Annotated in this window: 14 protein-coding genes; all 14 read right to left on the bottom strand. The window is 56.0% G+C overall.

Features of this window, described 5'->3' with window-relative positions; all coding sequences use genetic code 11:
- Positions 1-104 precede the first annotated feature (104 nt).
- Entirely contained in the window at positions 105-470 is a 366-nt protein-coding gene (locus QUE89_RS05850; protein WP_138440558.1) for a MerR family transcriptional regulator, read from the bottom strand.
- Positions 451-753, bottom strand: a complete 303-nt coding sequence (ihfA, locus tag QUE89_RS05845; RefSeq protein WP_007151838.1) for an integration host factor subunit alpha — start codon at positions 751-753, stop codon at positions 451-453. Before ihfA ends, QUE89_RS05850 begins: the two co-directional genes overlap by 20 nt.
- 5 nt (positions 754-758) lie before the next feature.
- Positions 759-3131 (bottom strand): phenylalanine--tRNA ligase subunit beta, encoded by a 2373-nt coding sequence (pheT, locus tag QUE89_RS05840; protein ID WP_286222281.1) that lies wholly within the window; start codon positions 3129-3131, stop codon positions 759-761.
- A gap of 60 nt (positions 3132-3191) precedes the next feature.
- Complete coding sequence (gene pheS / locus QUE89_RS05835) at positions 3192-4190, bottom strand: phenylalanine--tRNA ligase subunit alpha (protein WP_286222280.1); 999 nt, start codon at positions 4188-4190, stop codon at positions 3192-3194.
- A 150-nt stretch (positions 4191-4340) separates the two neighbouring features.
- Positions 4341-4694, bottom strand: a complete 354-nt coding sequence (rplT, locus tag QUE89_RS05830; RefSeq protein ID WP_008170485.1) for a 50S ribosomal protein L20 — start codon at positions 4692-4694, stop codon at positions 4341-4343.
- Positions 4695-4745: 51 nt separating this feature from the next.
- On the bottom strand, positions 4746-4937 hold the full coding sequence (gene rpmI / locus QUE89_RS05825; RefSeq protein WP_007151842.1) for a 50S ribosomal protein L35: 192 nt from the start codon (positions 4935-4937) through the stop codon (positions 4746-4748).
- 93 nt (positions 4938-5030) lie between these two features.
- Complete coding sequence (gene infC, locus QUE89_RS05820; protein WP_212747087.1) at positions 5031-5570, bottom strand: translation initiation factor IF-3; 540 nt, start codon at positions 5568-5570, stop codon at positions 5031-5033.
- A 2-nt stretch (positions 5571-5572) separates the two neighbouring features.
- Positions 5573-7498, bottom strand: a complete 1926-nt coding sequence (gene thrS, locus QUE89_RS05810) for a threonine--tRNA ligase (RefSeq protein WP_286222277.1) — start codon at positions 7496-7498, stop codon at positions 5573-5575.
- A 152-nt stretch (positions 7499-7650) separates the two neighbouring features.
- Positions 7651-10269 (bottom strand): TRAP transporter permease, encoded by a 2619-nt coding sequence (locus tag QUE89_RS05805; protein WP_286222276.1) that lies wholly within the window; start codon positions 10267-10269, stop codon positions 7651-7653.
- Between the two features lie 84 nt (positions 10270-10353).
- Entirely contained in the window at positions 10354-11337 is a 984-nt protein-coding gene (locus QUE89_RS05800) for a TAXI family TRAP transporter solute-binding subunit (protein WP_286222275.1), read from the bottom strand.
- 185 nt (positions 11338-11522) lie between these two features.
- Positions 11523-13907, bottom strand: coding sequence for an efflux RND transporter permease subunit (locus tag QUE89_RS05795; protein WP_286222274.1), 2385 nt, complete (start codon positions 13905-13907; stop codon positions 11523-11525).
- Between the two features lie 46 nt (positions 13908-13953).
- The gene (locus QUE89_RS05790; protein WP_286222273.1) at positions 13954-15099 is read right to left on the bottom strand and encodes a WD40/YVTN/BNR-like repeat-containing protein; all 1146 of its coding nucleotides are present in this window, start codon (positions 15097-15099) and stop codon (positions 13954-13956) included.
- A 145-nt stretch (positions 15100-15244) separates the two neighbouring features.
- Positions 15245-16633, bottom strand: coding sequence for a DUF1329 domain-containing protein (locus QUE89_RS05785; RefSeq protein WP_286222272.1), 1389 nt, complete (start codon positions 16631-16633; stop codon positions 15245-15247).
- A gap of 175 nt (positions 16634-16808) precedes the next feature.
- Positions 16809-19451: an aminopeptidase N gene (pepN, locus tag QUE89_RS05780; protein ID WP_286222271.1), complete on the bottom strand. Its 2643-nt coding sequence runs from the start codon at positions 19449-19451 to the stop codon at positions 16809-16811.
- Between the last annotated feature and the right edge of the window lie 15 nt (positions 19452-19466).

Below are 19466 nucleotides of genomic sequence, written 5' to 3'. Positions count from 1 at the left end.
GAGTCCTGCTTCTGTATACCCAGTTCTGAATACCGGACGCTGAAAAAAGGGCACAAAAAAACCGAGGTGGCCTGCGCCAGCTCGGTTTTTCTTTCAGAACGCCCCTACTTTACCGGGGTATTAAGCACGTCCAGAACATCTTCCAGCTCGGTGATCATCTGTCGGATCAGCTGTTTGTACTGGGAGGTGTCATCTTTGACTTCGTGGCTGCTCAGCTTCTGCTTGGCACCACCGATGGTGTACCCCTGATCGTAGAGCAGGCTGCGAATCTGACGAATGGTAATAACGTCAGCCCGCTGGTAATACCGGCGATTGCCCCGGCGCTTGACCGGCGACAGCTGGGGAAATTCCTGCTCCCAATAACGCAAAACGTGCGCCTTTACGGCACACAGGTCAGCGACCTCTCCAATGGTAAAGTATCGCTTCCCCGGAATGGTCGGGAGTTCGTTGTTATGACTGGGTTCCAGCATACGCTTCTACTTTTTGCTTAAGTTTTTGCCCGGGGCGAAACGTAACGACCCGCCGTGCGCTGATGGGAATTTCTTCACCGGTCTTGGGGTTCCGGCCGGGGCGCTGCTTCTTGTCCCGCAGATCAAAGTTCCCGAATCCTGACAGCTTTACCTGCTCGTTGTGGCTGAGGGCGCCTCTGATCTCATCGAAAAAAGCTTCCACCATTTCCTTGGCTTCACGCTTGTTGAGGCCCAACTCCTCGTACAAACGCTCAGCCATTTCCGCTTTCGTCAAAGCCGCCATGTCTCTCAACTCCTCAGTGTTGCCCCCAGCTCTTCTTTCAAGGCGTCTATCACACCATTGAAGAGCGAGTGAACTTCATCTTCATTCAACGTACGTTCCGGATGTTGCCAGAACAGACTCAGAGCCAGGCTACGGTTCCCTTCGCCCAGACTCTCGCCCTCATAAACATCAAAGGCTCGTAACGCTGTCAGTTGCTCACCGGCATGTTTTTTGGCTACACGCTCGACATCGGCAAAGGCGACGTCACTTCCGATAATCATAGCCAAATCTCTGCGAACTTCCGGGAATTTCGAAATTTCTTTGAAATTAGGCACATAACCGGTAACGATTGAATCCAAGAATAGCTCAAACACTAGGATCGTGCCATTAAGTTCAAGATTTTTCTGCACTTGTGGGTGCAATGTGCCTAACCAGCCGACATGTTCGCCATCCCGGAGCAGCTCCGCGGTCTGGCCCGGGTGCAGGGCCGGATGCTGACTGCCAACAAACTGAATCTCGATACCCAGCAAACGGAACAGGCTTTCCAGATCTCCTTTTACATCAAAGAAATCCGCGGTTCTGCGACCGTTTGCCCAGTTTTCGGGGTATTGCGAGCCCACCACGACACCGGCCAGCATCTGCTGCTGATCAATCCGCTCTCCCACCTGCTCGAACCGCAGGCCAGTTTCAAACAGACGAATGCGAGGCTGCTGACGGTTCTGGTTGTAGGCAGCGGTCTTGAGAAGCCCACTCCAGAGACTGGTGCGCATCACCGAGAGGTCTGCAGAGATCGGGTTGGCCAGGGCAATACCCTCACGCTCCGGATCGATCAGCTGCTGAACCTTGGGATCCACGAAGCTGTAGGTGATCGCCTCCTGGTAGCCATTGTCGACAAAGAAGCTCTGAATCGCCGAGATCGGGCGCGTAGCTTCGTCTTCCTGGCGCAAACCCAGAGAACCAACAGGCTCGGTAACCGGGAGGTTGTTGTAGCCGTATATCCGACCGACTTCCTCGATCAGATCTTCCTCGATGGCAATGTCCGGGCGGAAACTGGGCACGCTGACGCGCCAGCCGTCTTTCAGCAACTTGTCGATATGCAAGCCAAGACGGGTCAGGATTTCCTCGACCGTGGTGCGATCAATGTCCAGCCCAAGCACGTCGTAGAGACGAGTAGCGCGCAGGTCCACCGAGTGGTCCTTCGGGAGATCTTCCTTGCTGACCACTTCAATGATTTCGCCGGGTTCACCACCAACGATCTCCAGCAGCAATTGCGTGGCGCGTTCCATGGCCTCGCGCGCCAGCTTGTAATCCACACCGCGCTCGAACCGGTGCGACGCGTCGGTATGCAGGCCATAACCCCGAGCCTTACCGGCCAGGGTAATGGGATCAAAATAGGCCGACTCGAGAATCAGGTCGCCGGTCTGGGCACTGACACCGCTGTGCTCACCACCCATCACGCCAGCAATCGCCACCGGCTTTTCGTGGTCGGCAATAATCAGGGTTTGCTCGGTTAACTTGACCTCCTGGCCATCCAGCAGCACCAGCTTCTCACCAGGCTTGGCCATCCGCACGACAATACCGCCCTGGATTTCGGTGCGATCGAAGGCGTGCATCGGCTGGCCCAGCTCGAGCATGACGTAGTTGGTTACGTCTACGGCGGCATCGATGGAGCGGATGCCGGAGCGGCGCAGCTTTTCCTGCATCCACAACGGCGATTGCGAGCGCAGATTGACGTTGCGCAGAATACGCCCCAGATAACGCGGGCAGCCGGCAGTGGCCTCGATGCGAATATCCGGCACTTCCGAATGCACCGCTTCAACCGGGTGCACCTCGGGACCTTCAACCACCAGGCTGTTGAGCACGCCCACTTCCCGGGCAATGCCCTTGATGGACAGGCAGTCGCTGCGATTGGGTGTCAGATCGACATCGATAGTGACGTCATTGAGCTTCAGGTAGTCGGCAACATCCTGACCTACCGGAGCATCCGCAGGCAGCTCCATCAGCCCGTCGTGGCTCTCGGAAAGCCCCAACTCTGACTCCGAACACAGCATGCCTTCGGACGGCTGGCCGCGCAGCTTCGCCTTCTTGATTTTGAAATCGCCGGGCAGGACCGCACCAACAACCGCAAACGGCACTTTCAAACCATCGCGAACATTGGGCGCGCCACACACTACCTGAACCGTCTGGGTGCCATCGCTTACCTGGCAAACCCGAAGCTTGTCGGCGTCCGGGTGCGGGGTTACCGATTGCACCTCACCGACCACAACACCGCTGAACTGACCGGCAACCGGTTCAAAGCCGTCCACTTCCAGACCGGCCATGGTGATCTGATCCATCAATTCCTGGGTTCCGATTGCCGGATTTACCCACTCGCGCAGCCATTGTTCACTGAATTTCATGGTTAATGCCTTGTCCTGATGCGGTTTCGCCTGTTGATTTGAATGCCGTAAATCGCCGTATTAACGGAACTGGCGCAGGAAGCGCAAATCGTTCTCGAAGAACATGCGCAGGTCATTCACGCCGTAGCGCAGCATGGCCAGACGCTCAACGCCAAGACCAAACGCAAAGCCACGGTACTCTTCGGCGTCGATACCGCAGTGCTCAAATACTTTCGGGTGCACCATGCCGCAACCCATGACTTCCAGCCACTTGATGCTGCCGTCAGCCTCCCTGCCCCACTCGATATCCACCTCGGCGGAGGGCTCGGTAAACGGGAAATAGGACGGACGAAAACGCACTTCAAGATCGCGCTCAAAGAATACCCGCAGGAATTCCTCCACGGTGCTCTTCAGATCGGCAAAGCTGACATCCTTCTCAACCAGCAAGCCCTCCACCTGGTGGAACATCGGGGTGTGGGTCATATCGGAATCACAGCGATAGACACGCCCCGGACAGATCATCCGGAATGGCGGCTTGCCCGCTTCCATGGTACGAATCTGAACCGGTGAGGTATGGGTGCGCAGCAGAGTGCCGGGATTAAAATAGAAGGTATCGTGCATGGCACGGGCCGGATGGTGGCCGGGAATATTGAGAGCCTCGAAGTTGTGATAGTCGTCTTCGATCTCAGGGCCCTGCTCAACGGTGTAGCCCGCCCTCGAGAAAAACTGCTCGATGCGCTGCAGAGTACGGGTTACCGGATGCAGCCCTCCCAGATCCTGGCCTCGGCCTGGCAGGGTGACGTCAATGGATTCGCTCGCCAGCTTGGCCTCAATGGCCGCGCGCTCCAGGTCGGTGCGACGGGCATTGATCGCCTGCTCCACCTTACCCTTGGCTTCGTTGATCTTCTGGCCTGCAGCGGGACGCTCTTCGGCGGAAAGCTTGCCCAGAGTCTTTGCCTGCTGGGTAATCACGCCTTTCTTACCGAGGTACTCAACGCGAATGTGATCAAGCGCCTGCAAGCTGTCGGCTTTATCTACCGCAGCCAATCCGTCCTGAACCAATTGCTCCAGGTTTTCCATTGACCCTGCTCCAAACCAGAAATGGGAGTACAAAATACGAATTCTATAAACAAAAATAGGGGAAGAGCGTGCCCTTCCCCTATCAGAAGGCGTCTCCATGATGACATGAGACGCCCGGATCGATCATCAATCGATGAAGAGCTTAAGCGATCACAGAGATGCTTTGGCTTTCTCGACAACAGCAGCAAACGCCTGCTGCTCGTTCATGGCCAGATCGGCCAGAACCTTACGATCGATTTCGACGTTAGCCTTTTTCAGACCAGCGATCAGACGGCTGTAAGACAGACCGTTAGCGCGGGCGCCAGCGTTGATACGGGCAATCCACAGAGCGCGGAAAGCACGCTTACGGTTACGACGGTCACGATATGCGTACTGACCGGCTTTGATAACCGCTTGCTTGGCTACACGGAATACACGGCTACGAGCACCGTAGTAACCTTTGGCCTGATTGAGAATCTTTTTGTGACGACGGCGTGCGACCACACCACGTTTTACACGAGCCATACTTTAATCCTTCTACCTTAATAAACCTTGTCAGGAATGATTAACGCGCTATCAGCACGCGGTCATACGCTTGATTGAAGCCACATCGGATTTAGCGATCAGCTTGGTACCGCGGAGCTGACGCTTACGCTTGGGGCTCTTCTTGGTCAAGATATGACTGGTGAAGGACTGCTTGTGCTTGAAGCCAGTGGCGGTTTTCTTGAACCGTTTCGTGGCTCCGCTTTTGGTTTTCATCTTAGGCATTTTTAAAACTCCGCATTCTATTTTTAAGAACATCAAATGTGGCCCTGAACGACAAATCCCCCGCAAGCGCGGGGGATCATCACCCGAACAGGATCACTTCTTTTTTCGGGGCGCCACAATCATGGTCATCTGCCGGCCTTCCATTTTCGGCCGCATCTCAACCGTTGCCAGCTCCTCAATATCCGTTTCGATGCGAGCCATGAGCTTCATACCAATTTCCTGGTGTGCCATCTCACGCCCACGGAAGCGAATAGTGATTTTGCCGCGGTCCCCGTTTTCAAGGAAACGTACCAGGTTGCGTAGTTTGACCTGATAATCCCCTTCTTCAGTTCCTGGTCGGAACTTAAGCTCTTTGACCTGCGTCTGCTTCTGCTTTTTCTTGGCAGCCGCCTTGGCCTTCTTCTCGTCGAAGATTTTCTTGCCGTAGTCCATTATCTTACAGACGATCGGATCGGAATCCGTAACCTGGACCAGGTCAAGAGACGCCTCTTCAGCTTGCTTGATGGCGTCCTCAATTGGTACTACACCGACCTGATTGCCTTCGGCATCGATGAGTCGGACTTCGGTTGCGTCAATATTCTCATTGATCGGCGCCTTTGGTGTACGCCCACCCCGATTCGCTCGCTGTTTAATAATTAGATCTCCGTCTTTGTGTTGCCCTTGCGCTCAACTTCTTTCTGTAAAAGTTGTTCGAACGCTTCGAGCGATAGTGTTCCCAAATCTTCACCTTTGCGGGTTCTCACCGCAACGGCGTTGTTCTCGACTTCTTTATCGCCGACAACGACAAGGTAGGGAACCTTGTTAAGAGTATGCTCGCGGATTTTAAAGCCGATCTTCTCGTTTCTCAAGTCAGCATTAACCCTATAACCCAAAGAATCCCACTTTTTCGCCAGATTCTGGCAATAATCGCGCTGATTGTCGGTAATATTCAGCACGGCAATCTGGGTTGGTGCCAGCCAGGTCGGAAACGCGCCTTCGTATTCTTCAATCAGAATGCCAATGAAGCGCTCAAACGATCCCAGCACGGCCCGGTGCAGCATGACCGGCGTTTTCCGCTCTGAATTATCCGCGACAAACTGGGCACCCAGCCGGCCGGGCATCGAGAAGTCGACCTGAATGGTGCCACACTGCCATACCCGTCCGATACAGTCCTTAAGGGAAAATTCGATCTTCGGGCCGTAGAATGCACCCTCACCCGGCAGCAGCTCCCAGTCAACGCCTTCACGGTTCAGCGCTTCTTCCAGCGCGGCCTCGGACTTGTCCCAGACCTCGTCCGACCCTACCCGCTTCTCGGGACGAGTGGACAGCTTGTAGAGGATCTGGTCAAAGCCGAAGTCCTGATAGACCTCGTGCAGAAGATCGATAAAGCGGGAGACTTCTGCCTGAATCGCATCTTCTTCGCAGAAGATATGCGCATCATCCTGGGTGAAGCCACGCACCCGCATCAGGCCATGCAGCGCACCAGAGGCTTCGTTACGGTGACATGAGCCAAACTCGGCCAGCCGTAGCGGCAGGTCCTTGTAGCTCTTCAGGCCCTGGTTGAACACCTGGATATGGCATGGGCAGTTCATCGGCTTGATGGCGTAATCGTGCTTTTCTGACTCGGTGGTGAACATGTCATCGTGGAACTTGTCCCAATGACCGGACTTCTCCCACAACGCACGAGACACTACCTGCGGTGTCTTGATCTCTTTGTAACCATGGAAATGCAGCTTGTCGCGCATGTACTGTTCGATTTCCTGGTACAGCGACCAGCCGTCCGGGTGCCAGAACACCATACCTGGCGCTTCTTCCTGCATGTGGAACAGGTTCAGCTTCTTGCCGATCTTACGGTGATCCCGCTTTTCGGCCTCTTCAAGGCGGTGCAGGTACGCCTTCAGGTCCTTCTTATTGCCCCACGCGGTGCCATAGACCCGCTGCAGCTGCTCGTTGTTGGTATCACCGCGCCAGTAGGCACCGGCCACCTTGGTGAGCTTGAACGCCTTCAGCTTGCCAGTGCTGGGCACGTGCGGCCCACGGCACAGGTCGATGAAGTCACCCTGGCGGTAGAACGACAGGTCCTCGTTGCCCGGGATGTCCTCAATGATTCGGACTTTGTACTCTTCGCCCATATCATCAAACAGCTTCACCGCCTCGTCACGGGACAGTACGGACCGGGACACCGGGATATCCTGTTTGGACAATTCTTCCATGCGCTTTTCGATGCGCGCCAGATCTTCGTTGGTGAACGGGCGATCGAATTTGAAATCGTAATAAAAGCCGTTGTCGACCACAGGCCCAATGGTGACCTGGGCTTCGGGAAACAGCTCTTTAACCGCCATCGCAAGAAGGTGGGCGGTGGAGTGACGAATAATATCCACGCCGTCTTCGTCGCGATCGGTGACAATCGCCAGCTCGGTATCGTCTTCAATTCGGTAACTGGTATCCACCAGCTGGCCATTCACGCGACCAGCCAATGCGGCCTTGGCCAGACCTGCGCCAATGTCGGCGGCAACGTCATGAACGGTTACGGGTTCTGCAAAACTGCGATGGCTGCCATCCGGCAAAGTTACGACGGGCATGAAAAGCTCCAATTGGTTGCTCAGCGGTGATCTATACTAGAGATCACGTGATGACGGCGTTCCACGATACAAACCGCGGGCCGATTCGACCCGGAGTCTACCAGAAAAAAACCCGGCAGGTTAATGCCGGGTTTTTACGGACCAGGTTGGCGTCAGGTGCCTTGGGCACCTTGGGCACCCTGAGGCTCAGAGCGCTCCCGGGCCCGTCGTCGCAACTGGCCGAAGGCAAGCAACGCCAGCAGGATCAAAGCCGGAATGAACATCAGCTCTTTTGGCGGCCGCTCCTTCTGGATCTGGACCGCGTCGATGCTCCAGCCATAGCTGATACCGGCCTTCTCAGCGATACTTCCGAAGTTGACGAAATCAACCACCATCTCCTCACCCTGCGGCGACACCTCCAGACCCGCAGCGGCCAGTCGTTCTGAAGGCGTTTCCGCATCCGGCAACGGCAATCTCAGGTAGGTAGAGACTTCATCACCGTCAATGGACATCCCCGACGCCTGGATGATAATAGGCTCATCCGCCGGTACATTTTCCACATGCTGAAGTACCTCGGCACCTGGACGGTCCTCCGTGGGCGGATAGACTCTATCCCACCAGAAGCCCGGCCGAAACAGCGTGAACGTGACCAGCAGCAACAGTACAGTTTCCCACCACCGGGTCTTGGTAAACCAGTAGCCCTGGGTAGCGGCCGAGAACACCAGCATCGCTGTCACCGCACTGAAGATGGTAATCAACAGGTCTATCCAGCCGGTCAGCCCAATCAACAATAATTGGGTATTAAAGATGAACATGAACGGCAATATCGCGGTTCGGATGTCGTAGGTGAAACCCTGAACACCCGTTCGTATCGGATCGGCTCCGGATATTGCCGCGGCCGCGTAGGCCGCCAACCCCACCGGCGGCGTATCGTCCGCCAGGATGCCAAAATAGAACACGAACAGATGCACCGCAATCAGCGGCACCAGCAGGCCATTGGCCGCACCGAGAGTCACAATTACCGGCGCCATCAGAGTCGACACCACGATGTAATTGGCCGTGGTCGGCAACCCCATACCGAGGATCAGGCTGATGATGGCAGTGAAGATCAGCATCAGCAGCAGATTACCACCGGAGATGAACTCCACGAACTGGGTCATTACCAGACCGATACCGGTTAACGTAACAGTTCCGACAACGATACCCGCTGTTGCAGTGGCAACACCGATACCCACCATGTTGCGGGCGCCGGTTACCAGCGAATGGGTCAGATCGACCACACCCTGCTTCAACTGGGCGCCATACTGGCCTTGCTTGTGGAAGAAGGCCTTGATGGGGCCCTGAGTAACCACGATGAAGATCATGAACACCGTCGCCCAGAACGCGGACAGCTGCGGCGAGAAGCGCTCAACAGTCAGGCACCAGACCAGCACCACCACCGGAAGCAGGAAATAGAGCCCGGTCTTGACCGTTGGACCCACCGGCGGGAGTTCGCCCATCGACTGCTCAGGATCATCTTCCTCCAGAGCCGGAAAACGGGTCGCGTACCAGACCAGCCCGATGTAGGCCGCAAGAAGCAATGGTGTGAGCACCCACATGGCCGCCGCACCGAGCCAGTCTTTCATCCAGCCGATGCCGTAATAGACCACCAGGGTCAAAACACTCAGCCCCAGCAGGATCACTACCCAGTTCAGCATACGCTGGGCCAGGGTTGGTCGATCCAGACGCTCAATGCCCTGCATATTAAGCTTGCAGGCCTCAAGATGAACGATGTAGATCAGGGCCACATAGGAAATCATTGCCGGCAGGATCGCGTGCTTGATGACCTCAAGGTAGGAAATACCCACGTACTCCACCATCAGGAAGGCCGCGGCCCCCATGATCGGTGGTGTCAGCTGACCATTAGTAGAAGCAGCAACTTCAACCGCGCCCGCCTTGGTGGCAGGGAAACCCACCCGCTTCATCAGCGGAATGGTAAAGGTACCGGTGGTAACCACGTTGGCAATGGAGGAACCAGAAATCACGCCACTCAGACCACTGGATACCACGGCTGCCTTGGCAGGTCCGCCACGCATGTGCCCCAGCAGCGCATAGGCCACCTTGATGAAATAGTTACCGGCACCTGCCCGTTCGAGCAGAGCACCAAACAGCACAAACAGGAAGACGAAACTGGTCGAGACGCCCAGCGCCACGCCAAACACGCCCTCAGTACCAAGCCACTGGTGCGATGCCAGCTTGCTCAGACTCGCGCCTTTGTGCGAGATGACATCCGGCATATAAGGGCCGGCCAGGGAATAAACGATGAATACACCAGCAACGATGGTCAGGGGTAAGCCCAACGAACGGCGGGTGGCTTCCAGGAGCAGAACCAGACCACCCAGCGCAACCACCATATCCTGAGTGTTCGGGGCACCGGGACGGGTCGCTAGCTGGTCATAGAAGATGTAGAGGTACGATGCGGCGAATGCTGCCGTCAGTGCCAGAATCCAGTCATACACGGGCACATGGCTGGAATGCTTTCCGCGAATCATCGGGAAGGCAGCAAACGCCAGGAACGCCGCAAAGGCAAGGTGTATGGATCTCGATTCCGTGGAATTGAAGACGCCCATCTCAAAGATGTAAGGAAGCGGTGACGCTATCCAAAGCTGAAAAAGGGACCAGAGCAGTGGAACAACAAACAGAATAACGGCAGCAGGGCCTGTCGTCGCTCTTCCACCGGATTCGGTTTGTAGAAACTCTTCGACTTTCTGCTTGTCGATGTCGTTCCCAGCTCTCGGGTCGCTATTGGTCATAGCTGAATCCTGTCAGAGGAAAACGGAGGGTCATTAGTAGCCGCGGGCACAGTGTGCCCGCGGCCGGGCAAGGTTTCGGTCAGATCAGTCGATCAGGCCCGCTTCCTTGTAATACTTCGCCGCGCCTGGGTGCAGAGGTGCACTCAGCGCGTCAGCAACCATTTCTTCTTTCTTCAGGTTGGCGAACGCCGGGTGCAGACGCTTGAAGCTGTCGAAGTTTTCAAAGACGGCTTTCACAACTTCGTAAACCACTTCGTCTGCAACGTCGGTTGACGACACAAATGTTGCCGCTACACCGAAGGTGGTGACGTCATCGTCACTGCCACGGTACATACCGCCAGGGATGATCGCTTCACGGTAGTACGGGTTGTCTGCAATCAGCTTCTGGCTTGACTCGTTGTCGACGTTAACCAGCACACTGTCGCAGGACGTGGTTGCTTCTTTGATCGAACCGGAGGGGTGACCTACGGTGTAGAAGAAAGCGTCGATGTTGCCATCACACAGGGCCTGGGACTGCTCTGCCGCTTTCAACTCAGCGGCCAGGGAGAACTTGTCCATGGTCCAGCCCATTTCATCCATCAGCACCTCGGCTGTGGCACGTTGGCCTGAGCCCGGGTTACCTACGGAAACACGCTTACCCTCGAGATCGGCAAAGTTCTCGATGCCAGATCCCTTGCTGGCGACCACGGTGAACGGCTCCGGGTGCAGGGAGAAGACTGCACGCAGGTCTTTGTTGGCGCCATCGTCTTTGAACTGGCTGGTGCCATTGTAGGCGTGGAACTGCCAGTCAGACTGGGCTACAGCGAGATCCAGCTCACCCTGGCGGATCGCGTTCAGGTTGTAGACGGAACCACCGGTGCTCTCAACAGAGCAACGAATGCCGTGCTCCTTACGATCCATGTTAACCAGGCGACAGATCGCGCCACCGGCAGGATAATAAACGCCGGTCACACCGCCGGTGCCGATCGTTACAAAGCGCTGCTCCTGAGCAGAAACAGACGTTGAGGCAAAGCCAGCGCTAACCGCAGCAGCGACAGCGAGCGCGGATACCTTTAGTTTCAATGTCATGAGAGTTCTTCCTTTTTCTGATTAGTTATAATCAAAGCCCAACGATGCGCTCGAAGGAGCTTATGGTTCGTTTTAGAACATAGACCAGATCACATTATAAATAAAGTAGGACCCTCACCGCTAACCGTTTGACCATTCAACAAAAAAGCCCGCAGAGCGGGCTTTTTTGCAAATCAGAAAAGCGATTATTTCTTAGCTTGAGCCTTGGCCAACATGCGATCCGGGCGCAACAGGAAGCGCGCCAGGGCCGGCAGCAGCCAGATTGCGCCCACCATGTTCCACAGGAACATGAAGAACAGCAGGAAGCCCATGTCTGCCTGGAACTTGATCGGAGAGAAGATCCAGGTCACTACGCCAAGACCAAGGGTCACGCCGGTGAACATAACCGCTTTACCAGTAGATTTCAAAGTCTCGAAGTAAGCTTCCTGAAGCGGCTTGCCCTCCAGCAGGAACTTCTCAAGCTTACTGTAGATGTAGATACCGTAGTCGACACCGATACCGACACCCAGCGCGATAACCGGCAGCGTCGCGACTTTGATACCGATACCGGAGACCGCCATGATCGCCTCACAGAGGATGGAGGTCAGCCCCAGCGGCACCACGATACACAGTACGGCCCGGATCGAGCGGAAGGTCAGCAGACACAGCAGGCTCACCACGCCGTAAACCATGATCAGCATCTTGTCCTTGGCGTTGGAAATGACCTCGTTGGTGGCCGCCTCAACACCGGCGTTACCGGCCGCCAGCAGGAACGTGTGCTGTTCGTTGCTGGCGCTTGAGGCAAATTCCTCAACTCGCTCAACCACGGTTTGCAGGGTCTCTGCCTTATGATCCTCAAGGAACACCAGCACCGGAGTGAGGCTGCAGTCGGTGTTGATCAGACCAGACGGAGCGTTACGGATAGACGCGTTGATAATCGTCTGGTTACGGGAGATCTCGTACCAGTTCCAGTTACCCTCGTTCAGCGCCTTGGTTACGATCTTGGACACATCTGCCAGAGAGGCCGAAGACTGCACGCCCGGGGTGTTCTGCAACTCCCACTGGAGGCTATCCATAGCACGCAGGACATCGTGCTGAGTACATTGCTCAACCGGTGTCTTCACCATCACCACAAGTACGTCAGCGCTGGTGGAGTAGTTGTCGATGATAAAGGCGTTGTCTCTATTGTATTGCGAGTCTGCGCGCAGCTCAGGAGCACCGCGATCCAGGTCACCGACTTTCAGGTCCTGCTTGTAGTACAGGCCCAGACCAAGTCCGATCACCGCAATCAGCAGGGAAATCGGTGCAACACCGGGGTGGGAGAAGTACGACAACACACGCCATTTGCGGTCCTGCTTTTCACCGTGGTTCTGGACATGCTTCACGCCACCCTTGGAAATGCCGATGTACGACATGATCAGAACGTGCAGCACCAGGTTGGTGATAATTACAAAGGCAACCCCGATGCCCGCTGCAACCGCCAGATCCCGGATTACGTCGATCTCGATGAAGAAGAGCGTCAGGAAACCAAAAGCGTCGGAAATCAGGGCCAGCATGCCCGGAATATAAAGCGCACGGAACGCCAACCTGGCCGCCGTTATCGAGTCAAAACCTTTGGCCGATTCAACCGCCATGGCGTTCACGATCTGAACCCCGTGACTGATACCGATCGCAAACACCAAAAATGGAACCAGTACAGAGTATGGATCAAGACCGTAGCCCAGCAGGCGCAATGCACCCAGCTGCAGGAACACGGCAACGATCGAGGTAAACACCGGAACCAGAGTTCCGGCAATGCAGCGCGAGTACCAGAACAGCAGCAGCGTGGTCAGTACAATAGTGATGCCCGCAAACCAGGCGATCGAACCAATACCTTCGATCAGATCACCGACTTTTTTGGCAAAACCAACAATGTGGATTTCGATGTTGGGGTTCTGCTCTTCGTACTTCGCGCGAATTTTTTCTTCGAGCTGACGGGAAAACTCGCCGTAATCCAGCGGCTGGCCGGTTTCAGGATTGGTTTCGTACAGCGGCGCGTAAACAATCGTCGACTTGAAGTTGTCAGCAATCAGGCGCCCTACTTCGTTGGAGCGCAGCGCGTTTTGCCGCAAAGCCTCCAGACTGGTTTTGGAGCCGTCGTAGTCATCCGGGATGACCGTGCCACCCTGGAAGCCCTGTTCTGTCACCTCAACCCAACGGACGTTCGAGGTCCACATGGATTTGAGCCCGGAACGATCGACACCGTCCAGGTAGAACACCTCATCGGTGATCTGCTTCAGGGTTTCCATGTACTCGGCGCTGAAAATGTCGCCGTCTTCAACCTCCACCGCAATACGGACGAAGTTACCGAGATTCTGGAGATCGTCCCGGTGATCAAGCATGTTGATGATGTATGGGTGCTCAAGCGGAATCATCCGCTCGAAACTGGCGTCCGGCTGGATTTTCGCAGCGTTGTAGCCCAGGAAGAGCGTGAGCAGCACGAAGCCAAAAAGGATAACGGCGCGATTATTAAAGATCAGGCGTTCCAGGAACGGCTCCGCTTTTGGCGTCGTCAGGTAATGCTCGTCCTTGCCATGCTTAAGGTTAGACATTCAAAAGCCCCTTAATTGTCTGTTCGGTTGTTGCCACATCAGGGCATTATTGAAGGTTTTTGCCTTTGGCATTGGTCGTTGTAACACCACCCTCACCGACCAACAGCAATTCAGTGCCTGAAATCGGCACCACGCTCATGAGACCCAACCGGTCGTCACGCAGATACTCCTGGAAGGTATCGCCGCCGTTACCACTGGTAAGTACAGCGCCACCGTTACCGACCAGGATAATTCGGGAGTTCAGGTACACACCGTCATTGAGCGTGGCGGTGGAGCCAGTATTGACCGTAGTCCAGGTCTGACCCAGGTCGGAGGATTGCATCAGCGTGCCCCGCAGACCAAAGACCAGCACTTCTTCCGCCTGGCTGGTTCCGGTCACACCGAACAGCGAGCCAGGATAGGGACTTTCACGACGCTCCCAGGTCTGGCCCTTATCGACTGAGACATGGATCTGACCGGCCTCACCGGCAATGACCATGGCGCCGCCGCCAATCCGGGTGATCGCATTCAGGTGAAAGTTCTGGGCGTTATCCAATCGCGGCGACCAGTCCTGCCAGGTCTCGCCACCGTCCTGGGTGTGAAAGAACAGACCATAGGCACCGACAACAAAACCGGTGTCCTCATCGCCGAACCAGACATCGAGGAACGGGTTAACCGGACCGATATCGAGGTCAGCCTGCATGTTCTCAAGACCAAAGAGCAGATCGTCCAGCGCCCATTCCAGGTCCGACTTCTCTTCCTCCGGGGCGACTGCAATACGTTCTTCCATCTCTGCAATGGCTTCTTCCTGGCTCTCAATGGCCAGTTCCGCGGCGCGGATACCGGTCAGTTGAAGCTGCCAGGTTTCGCCGGCATCGTCCGAATGGAGCACCACACCACTGTGGCCAACAGCCCAGCCATGAGTCTCGCTGCCGAAATCGACGCCGGTCAGCGTGACAGAAACCGGGACCTCTGCCTGAGTCCAGGTTGCCCCCTCATCATCCGAAAAGATGATATGACCACGCTCGCCAATCGCCACGAGGCGATCGCCAGCACGCTCTACATCGTTCAGAAGATTGTCAGGAGCCAGCTCTGTTGGACGCGCCGGTGTTTCGATGACGTCCGCAAGTGCGAATGCAACAGGGGTCGCACAGGCCATGGAAAGCCCAAGGCATGCTGCACCAAGGGTTTTGCACATAAAGCTTGTAGCCATTCGGATTGCCTATAGTTGTTGGTAACTGTGTAACTTGAATCAGTTTTCGAGCCCTTCAGCATAAACATACCGACAACCCGAAAGTTGCCGGCATGGTATGTGCCAACGTTGACTTGGCACAGAGGGTTCCCTTTTTCGCCGAATTTTAGCGAACACTCCGGCGACGCAACGAGGACGGCGAGAAGTATCGCTTATTCGGAACGTCGTCGGTGAAGACAGTCGTGTTCTGCTCTTCCGTGTCCAGACCCTGGACGTGGTACCGCCTCGCCTGCAAGTCGTGGAAGGCCTCCAACGCCGTCCAGGTTCCCGGAAGCTCGTAATAATTTTTCAGAACGCCCATGCTCACGCGCCAAAGCTCTCCTCGACCATCGTACTGGTCAAGAAGCGCCGTATTCCAGCTATCCTCATCCACGTAAAAGCGACGCTTGCCATAAATATGTCGCTCGCCATCCTTTAGCGTAGCCGTTACCACATGGACACGGTGCAATTCCCAACGCATCAGGTCTGGATTAAGGTGGGTCTTGCCCAGAATCTCGGAGTAAGACAATCCTTTTTGGGAGATCTCAAAGTTGTTGTAAGGGATGTAAACTTCCCGTTTGCCTTCATACGTCCAGTTGTACCGGTCCAAGGCACCGTTAAAGATATCGGTGTCATCCGCCGTGCGAAGGTTGTCGGCTGCCGCGATAGGGGAATCATAACCCAGGTTCGGTGCCCGGCGTACACGGCGCTGACCGGCGTTGTAGCCCCAGCCGTTTCGCGGATTGATAATCTGGTTCAGGGTTTCGTGAACCAGGATCGCACCACCGGCCAATCGAGGTGGCGACTGGGTAAACGAGAGATAATAGAAAATGACGTTATCGAGAGTGTTTTCGCCGCCCTCGGGATTGTAAAAATTGAAGAAAGCTTCCTGCTGCGAGGTTACCAGCGTGTAGTCGCCATTCTGCTGAACCGCCACCTCACTGGCACGACGGGTCAAAGAGATTCCACGCCAGCGGGTCAGGTGGTTCCAGATGACCTGCCAGGCTTTCTGCTCATCGTTGCCACTCAGGATAGGAAACGGATAACCGCCAAAAGCGTCGTCAAGTCCGGCACCTTCACCCACGATGGTTGCGCTGGTGGCATTATCACGGGTGTTTTTGACAACAAAGTCCGGCAGCGAATGGCTTCGGCGGGTCTTGTAGACCGGAATCTTAAAGGTGGTCGGATAGGCCTCGAACATGGCCTTTAGGCCATCGGTCAAATGTTCGGAATACTGGTCCGCGTTGTCAGCATTGATCGTGAACAGGACTTCGTCATCCGGAAACGGATTCGGGTGATGATCGCCACTGCCCTCGTAACTTGCCGGTGGTTCGGTGATCCCGCCATCCCAAGCCGGAATGGTGCCCGCCTCGTTACCTGCCATCGGAGAACCGAAGGGGGTCAGGTCTTTACCAAGGCGCGCGGCCTGGCTGGATGAAACCGCAGCGTAAGCTGGTGCTGCGGCGACAGAAAGGGCCATAAGGCCGCCGAGAATAGCGTTCTTATTGTATCTCATTGTGTAACCTTAGTCCGTCTGGAAGCCTCTGAAGGGCCTTTTATTATCGTCTGTTCATGACACATGACTTTGCCACAGACTAGACGAACGTCCAAGATTGTCTATCGATCAAAAGTGCGATTTTGTATCCGGCTGTGTCTTTGCTTAACCGACACAGCCGGAAGGCCCCCAACGATTAGTCGGCCAGACTTTTATGAACCACTTCATAAACGTCCCGTGACAGGCCCGCTTTATCACGGATCCGCTCCAGCGCTACCTTCATACGCTGACTATAAGCCGGTGCAAAGCGCTTCCAGCGAGTCAACGGTGTGACCAGCCGGGCCGCGATCTGCGGGTTACTGTCATCCAGACGACAGACCTGATCGGCGAGGAAATCGTAGCCGGAACCGTCGGGACTGTGGAAGGCAGCCAGATTCTGGCCGGCGAAGGCACCCACCACTGAACGCACCTTGTTCGGATTCTTCCAATCGAACGCCTCGTGCTCAAGTAACTGGTGAATCTGTGGCAACTGACCCGCACGGTCACTGGCGGCCTGTACCGAGAACCATTGCTCGACCACCTGCGGATCCTCCTTGAAGCGTTCGTAGAATTGCTCCAGAACCCGGGCACGGTCCGCTTCGTAATCTGAGTTCACCAACGCTCGAAGCCCACCAATCCGGTCGGTCATATTGTCCGCTTCCCGGAACTGACGCAGAGCCAGCTCCCGACCTTCTTCATCGTTGATCTGCAGCAACCACGCCAGGGCGGTATTGCGCAGACTGCGGCGGGCAATCTGATCAGGGCTGACCTGATACGCACCGGCCTCAACATTGCGACGGTAGCAGGCAATCAAGTCATCACGCAGTGCAATGGCCAGGTGTTTGAGTACCCGCTCGCGAGCGTCGTGAATGGCAGGCGCATCCGCGCTCTCTGCCAACTCAATCAGATAGGCCTCTGACGGCAGCTGCAGCATCTTGGCGACCAGCGCCTGATCGAGGGATGAATCCGACACCAGATGCCGATAAGCGGTCACCAGCCTGGAATCGACCGGTGCGTCCTTCGGGGCACCCAACAGCGATTGAATCACATCCACTGCCAGCCGCTCGCCAGCGTCCCAACGGTTGAAGCCGTCCGGATCGTGGCTCATCAGGAACAACAGCTGCTCCCGGGTCCAGGGATAGCGCACACGGACCGGTGCCGAGAACTGCCGCAGAAGCGACGGCACCGGGCATTCGTCGAGACCATGGAATTCAAACACCTGAGTCTCGCCGGTCAGTTCCAGCACTCGCTCCGTAGGCGCATCTTGCTCACCTGCTTGCAGACGCAGCGGCAGAGACTCACCCTTGCTACCGAGGAGCCCCAGTGCAAAGGGGATATGCTGAGGCTTCTTGTCGGTCTGGCCCGGGGTGTCAGGGATGGCCTGCTTAATGGTGAGGCGGTAGATGCCCTGCTCTGCGTCAAACTCATCGGACACGCTCAGCACCGGCGTGCCCGCTTGCTCATACCACAACCGGAATTGGGACAGATCGCGGCCAGAGGCATCTTCCATGGCCTTGACGAAGTCGTCGGTAGTCACGGCCTGACCGTCGTGCCGCTCGAAATAAAGATCACTGCCCTTCCGGAACATATCCGGGCCTAACAAGGTGTGGATCATTCGAACCACTTCGGCACCCTTCTCATAGATGGTCAGGGTATAAAAATTGGAAATCTCCATGTACGACGCAGGACGAATCGGGTGCGCCATGGGGCCGCCATCTTCAGCAAACTGCGCAGTGCGCAGCAAGGCTACGTCTTCGATCCGCTTAACCGTGGGCGAACCCATGTCGGATGAGAACTGGGAGTCGCGGAACACCGTGAAGCCTTCTTTCAGGCTGAGCTGGAACCAGTCGCGACAGGTAACCCGGTTGCCCGACCAGTTGTGGAAGTATTCGTGAGCCACGATCGCCTCAATACGCTGGAAGGCAAGGTCCGTGGCTGTGTCCTGGCTGGCCAGCACGCAGGAGGAGTTGAAGATGTTCAGGCCCTTGTTTTCCATGGCCCCCATGTTGAAATCATCAACCGCGACGATCATGAAGATGTCGAGATCGTATTCACGGCCATATACCTCCTCATCCCACCGCATGGAGCGCTTCAGCGAATCCATGGCGTGGTCGCACTTTTCGGAGTTGCGTGGTTCAACATACATCCTCAGATCGATGTCCCGACCCGAGCAGGTGGTGAACGTGTCCCGCTTCTCGACCAGATCCCCGGCCACCAGCGCAAACAGGTAACAGGGCTTGGGGAACGGATCTTCCCAGGTGACGAAGTGGCGGCCATCGTCGAGGTCACCGCGATCGATATCGTTGCCGTTGGACAGCAGCACCGGGTAGGACTGCTTGTCCGCCTCGATTCGCGTGCGGAAACGGGACATGACGTCGGGACGATCAGGGAAATACGTGATGCAGCGGAAACCTTCCGCCTCGCACTGGGTGCAGAACATGCCGGAGGACTTGTACAGCCCTTCCAGGCGGGTATTATTCTGCGGCTCGAGCCAGGTAACCACCGTCAGTTCAAAGCGCTCAGGCACGGAGGCAATGATCAGCTTGTCGCCGCGATTTTCAAAAGCCGCTTCATTCAGGATGACACCGTCCAGCCCGACCGATTCCAGGACCAGGCTGTCACCGTCCAACTCAAGGGGAATGTCACTGGCGCCAGCCTCAGGGTTACGACGCACGGCCAGGGTGCTGTGGACCCGCGCTCCGTTTTCGAACAACTCAAAGCGCAAGTCGACATGATCAACCAGGTAAGGCGGCACTTTGTAGTGGCTCAGGTAAATGGTCTGGGGTTGATTGGTGCGCATTGTCTATCTCCAGGT

The organism is Marinobacter sp. LA51 (genome assembly GCF_030297175.1).
Taxonomy (GTDB): domain Bacteria; phylum Pseudomonadota; class Gammaproteobacteria; order Pseudomonadales; family Oleiphilaceae; genus Marinobacter; species Marinobacter apostichopi.
Note: the sequence above shows the minus strand (reverse complement) of the source record. Positions and strands in the feature narration are given on the sequence as shown.

Excerpts from the sequence above, each read along its gene's own strand:
- pepN (WP_286222271.1), bottom strand. The coding sequence starts at position 19,451 with ATGCGCACCAATCAACCCCAGACCATTTACCTGAGCCACTACAAAGTG.
- pheT (WP_286222281.1), bottom strand. The coding sequence starts at position 3,131 with ATGAAATTCAGTGAACAATGGCTGCGCGAGTGGGTAAATCCGGCAATC.
- rplT (WP_008170485.1), bottom strand. The coding sequence starts at position 4,694 with ATGGCTCGTGTAAAACGTGGTGTGGTCGCACGCCGTCGTCACAAAAAG.
- pheS (WP_286222280.1), bottom strand. The coding sequence starts at position 4,190 with ATGGAAAACCTGGAGCAATTGGTTCAGGACGGATTGGCTGCGGTAGAT.
- ihfA (WP_007151838.1), bottom strand. The coding sequence starts at position 753 with ATGGCGGCTTTGACGAAAGCGGAAATGGCTGAGCGTTTGTACGAGGAG.
- QUE89_RS05805 (WP_286222276.1), bottom strand. The coding sequence starts at position 10,269 with ATGACCAATAGCGACCCGAGAGCTGGGAACGACATCGACAAGCAGAAA.
- QUE89_RS05790 (WP_286222273.1), bottom strand. The coding sequence starts at position 15,099 with ATGGCTACAAGCTTTATGTGCAAAACCCTTGGTGCAGCATGCCTTGGG.
- QUE89_RS05795 (WP_286222274.1), bottom strand. The coding sequence starts at position 13,907 with ATGTCTAACCTTAAGCATGGCAAGGACGAGCATTACCTGACGACGCCA.
- QUE89_RS05800 (WP_286222275.1), bottom strand. The coding sequence starts at position 11,337 with ATGACATTGAAACTAAAGGTATCCGCGCTCGCTGTCGCTGCTGCGGTT.
- QUE89_RS05785 (WP_286222272.1), bottom strand. The coding sequence starts at position 16,633 with ATGAGATACAATAAGAACGCTATTCTCGGCGGCCTTATGGCCCTTTCT.
- rpmI (WP_007151842.1), bottom strand. The coding sequence starts at position 4,937 with ATGCCTAAGATGAAAACCAAAAGCGGAGCCACGAAACGGTTCAAGAAA.
- thrS (WP_286222277.1), bottom strand. The coding sequence starts at position 7,498 with ATGCCCGTCGTAACTTTGCCGGATGGCAGCCATCGCAGTTTTGCAGAA.
- QUE89_RS05850 (WP_138440558.1), bottom strand. The coding sequence starts at position 470 with ATGCTGGAACCCAGTCATAACAACGAACTCCCGACCATTCCGGGGAAG.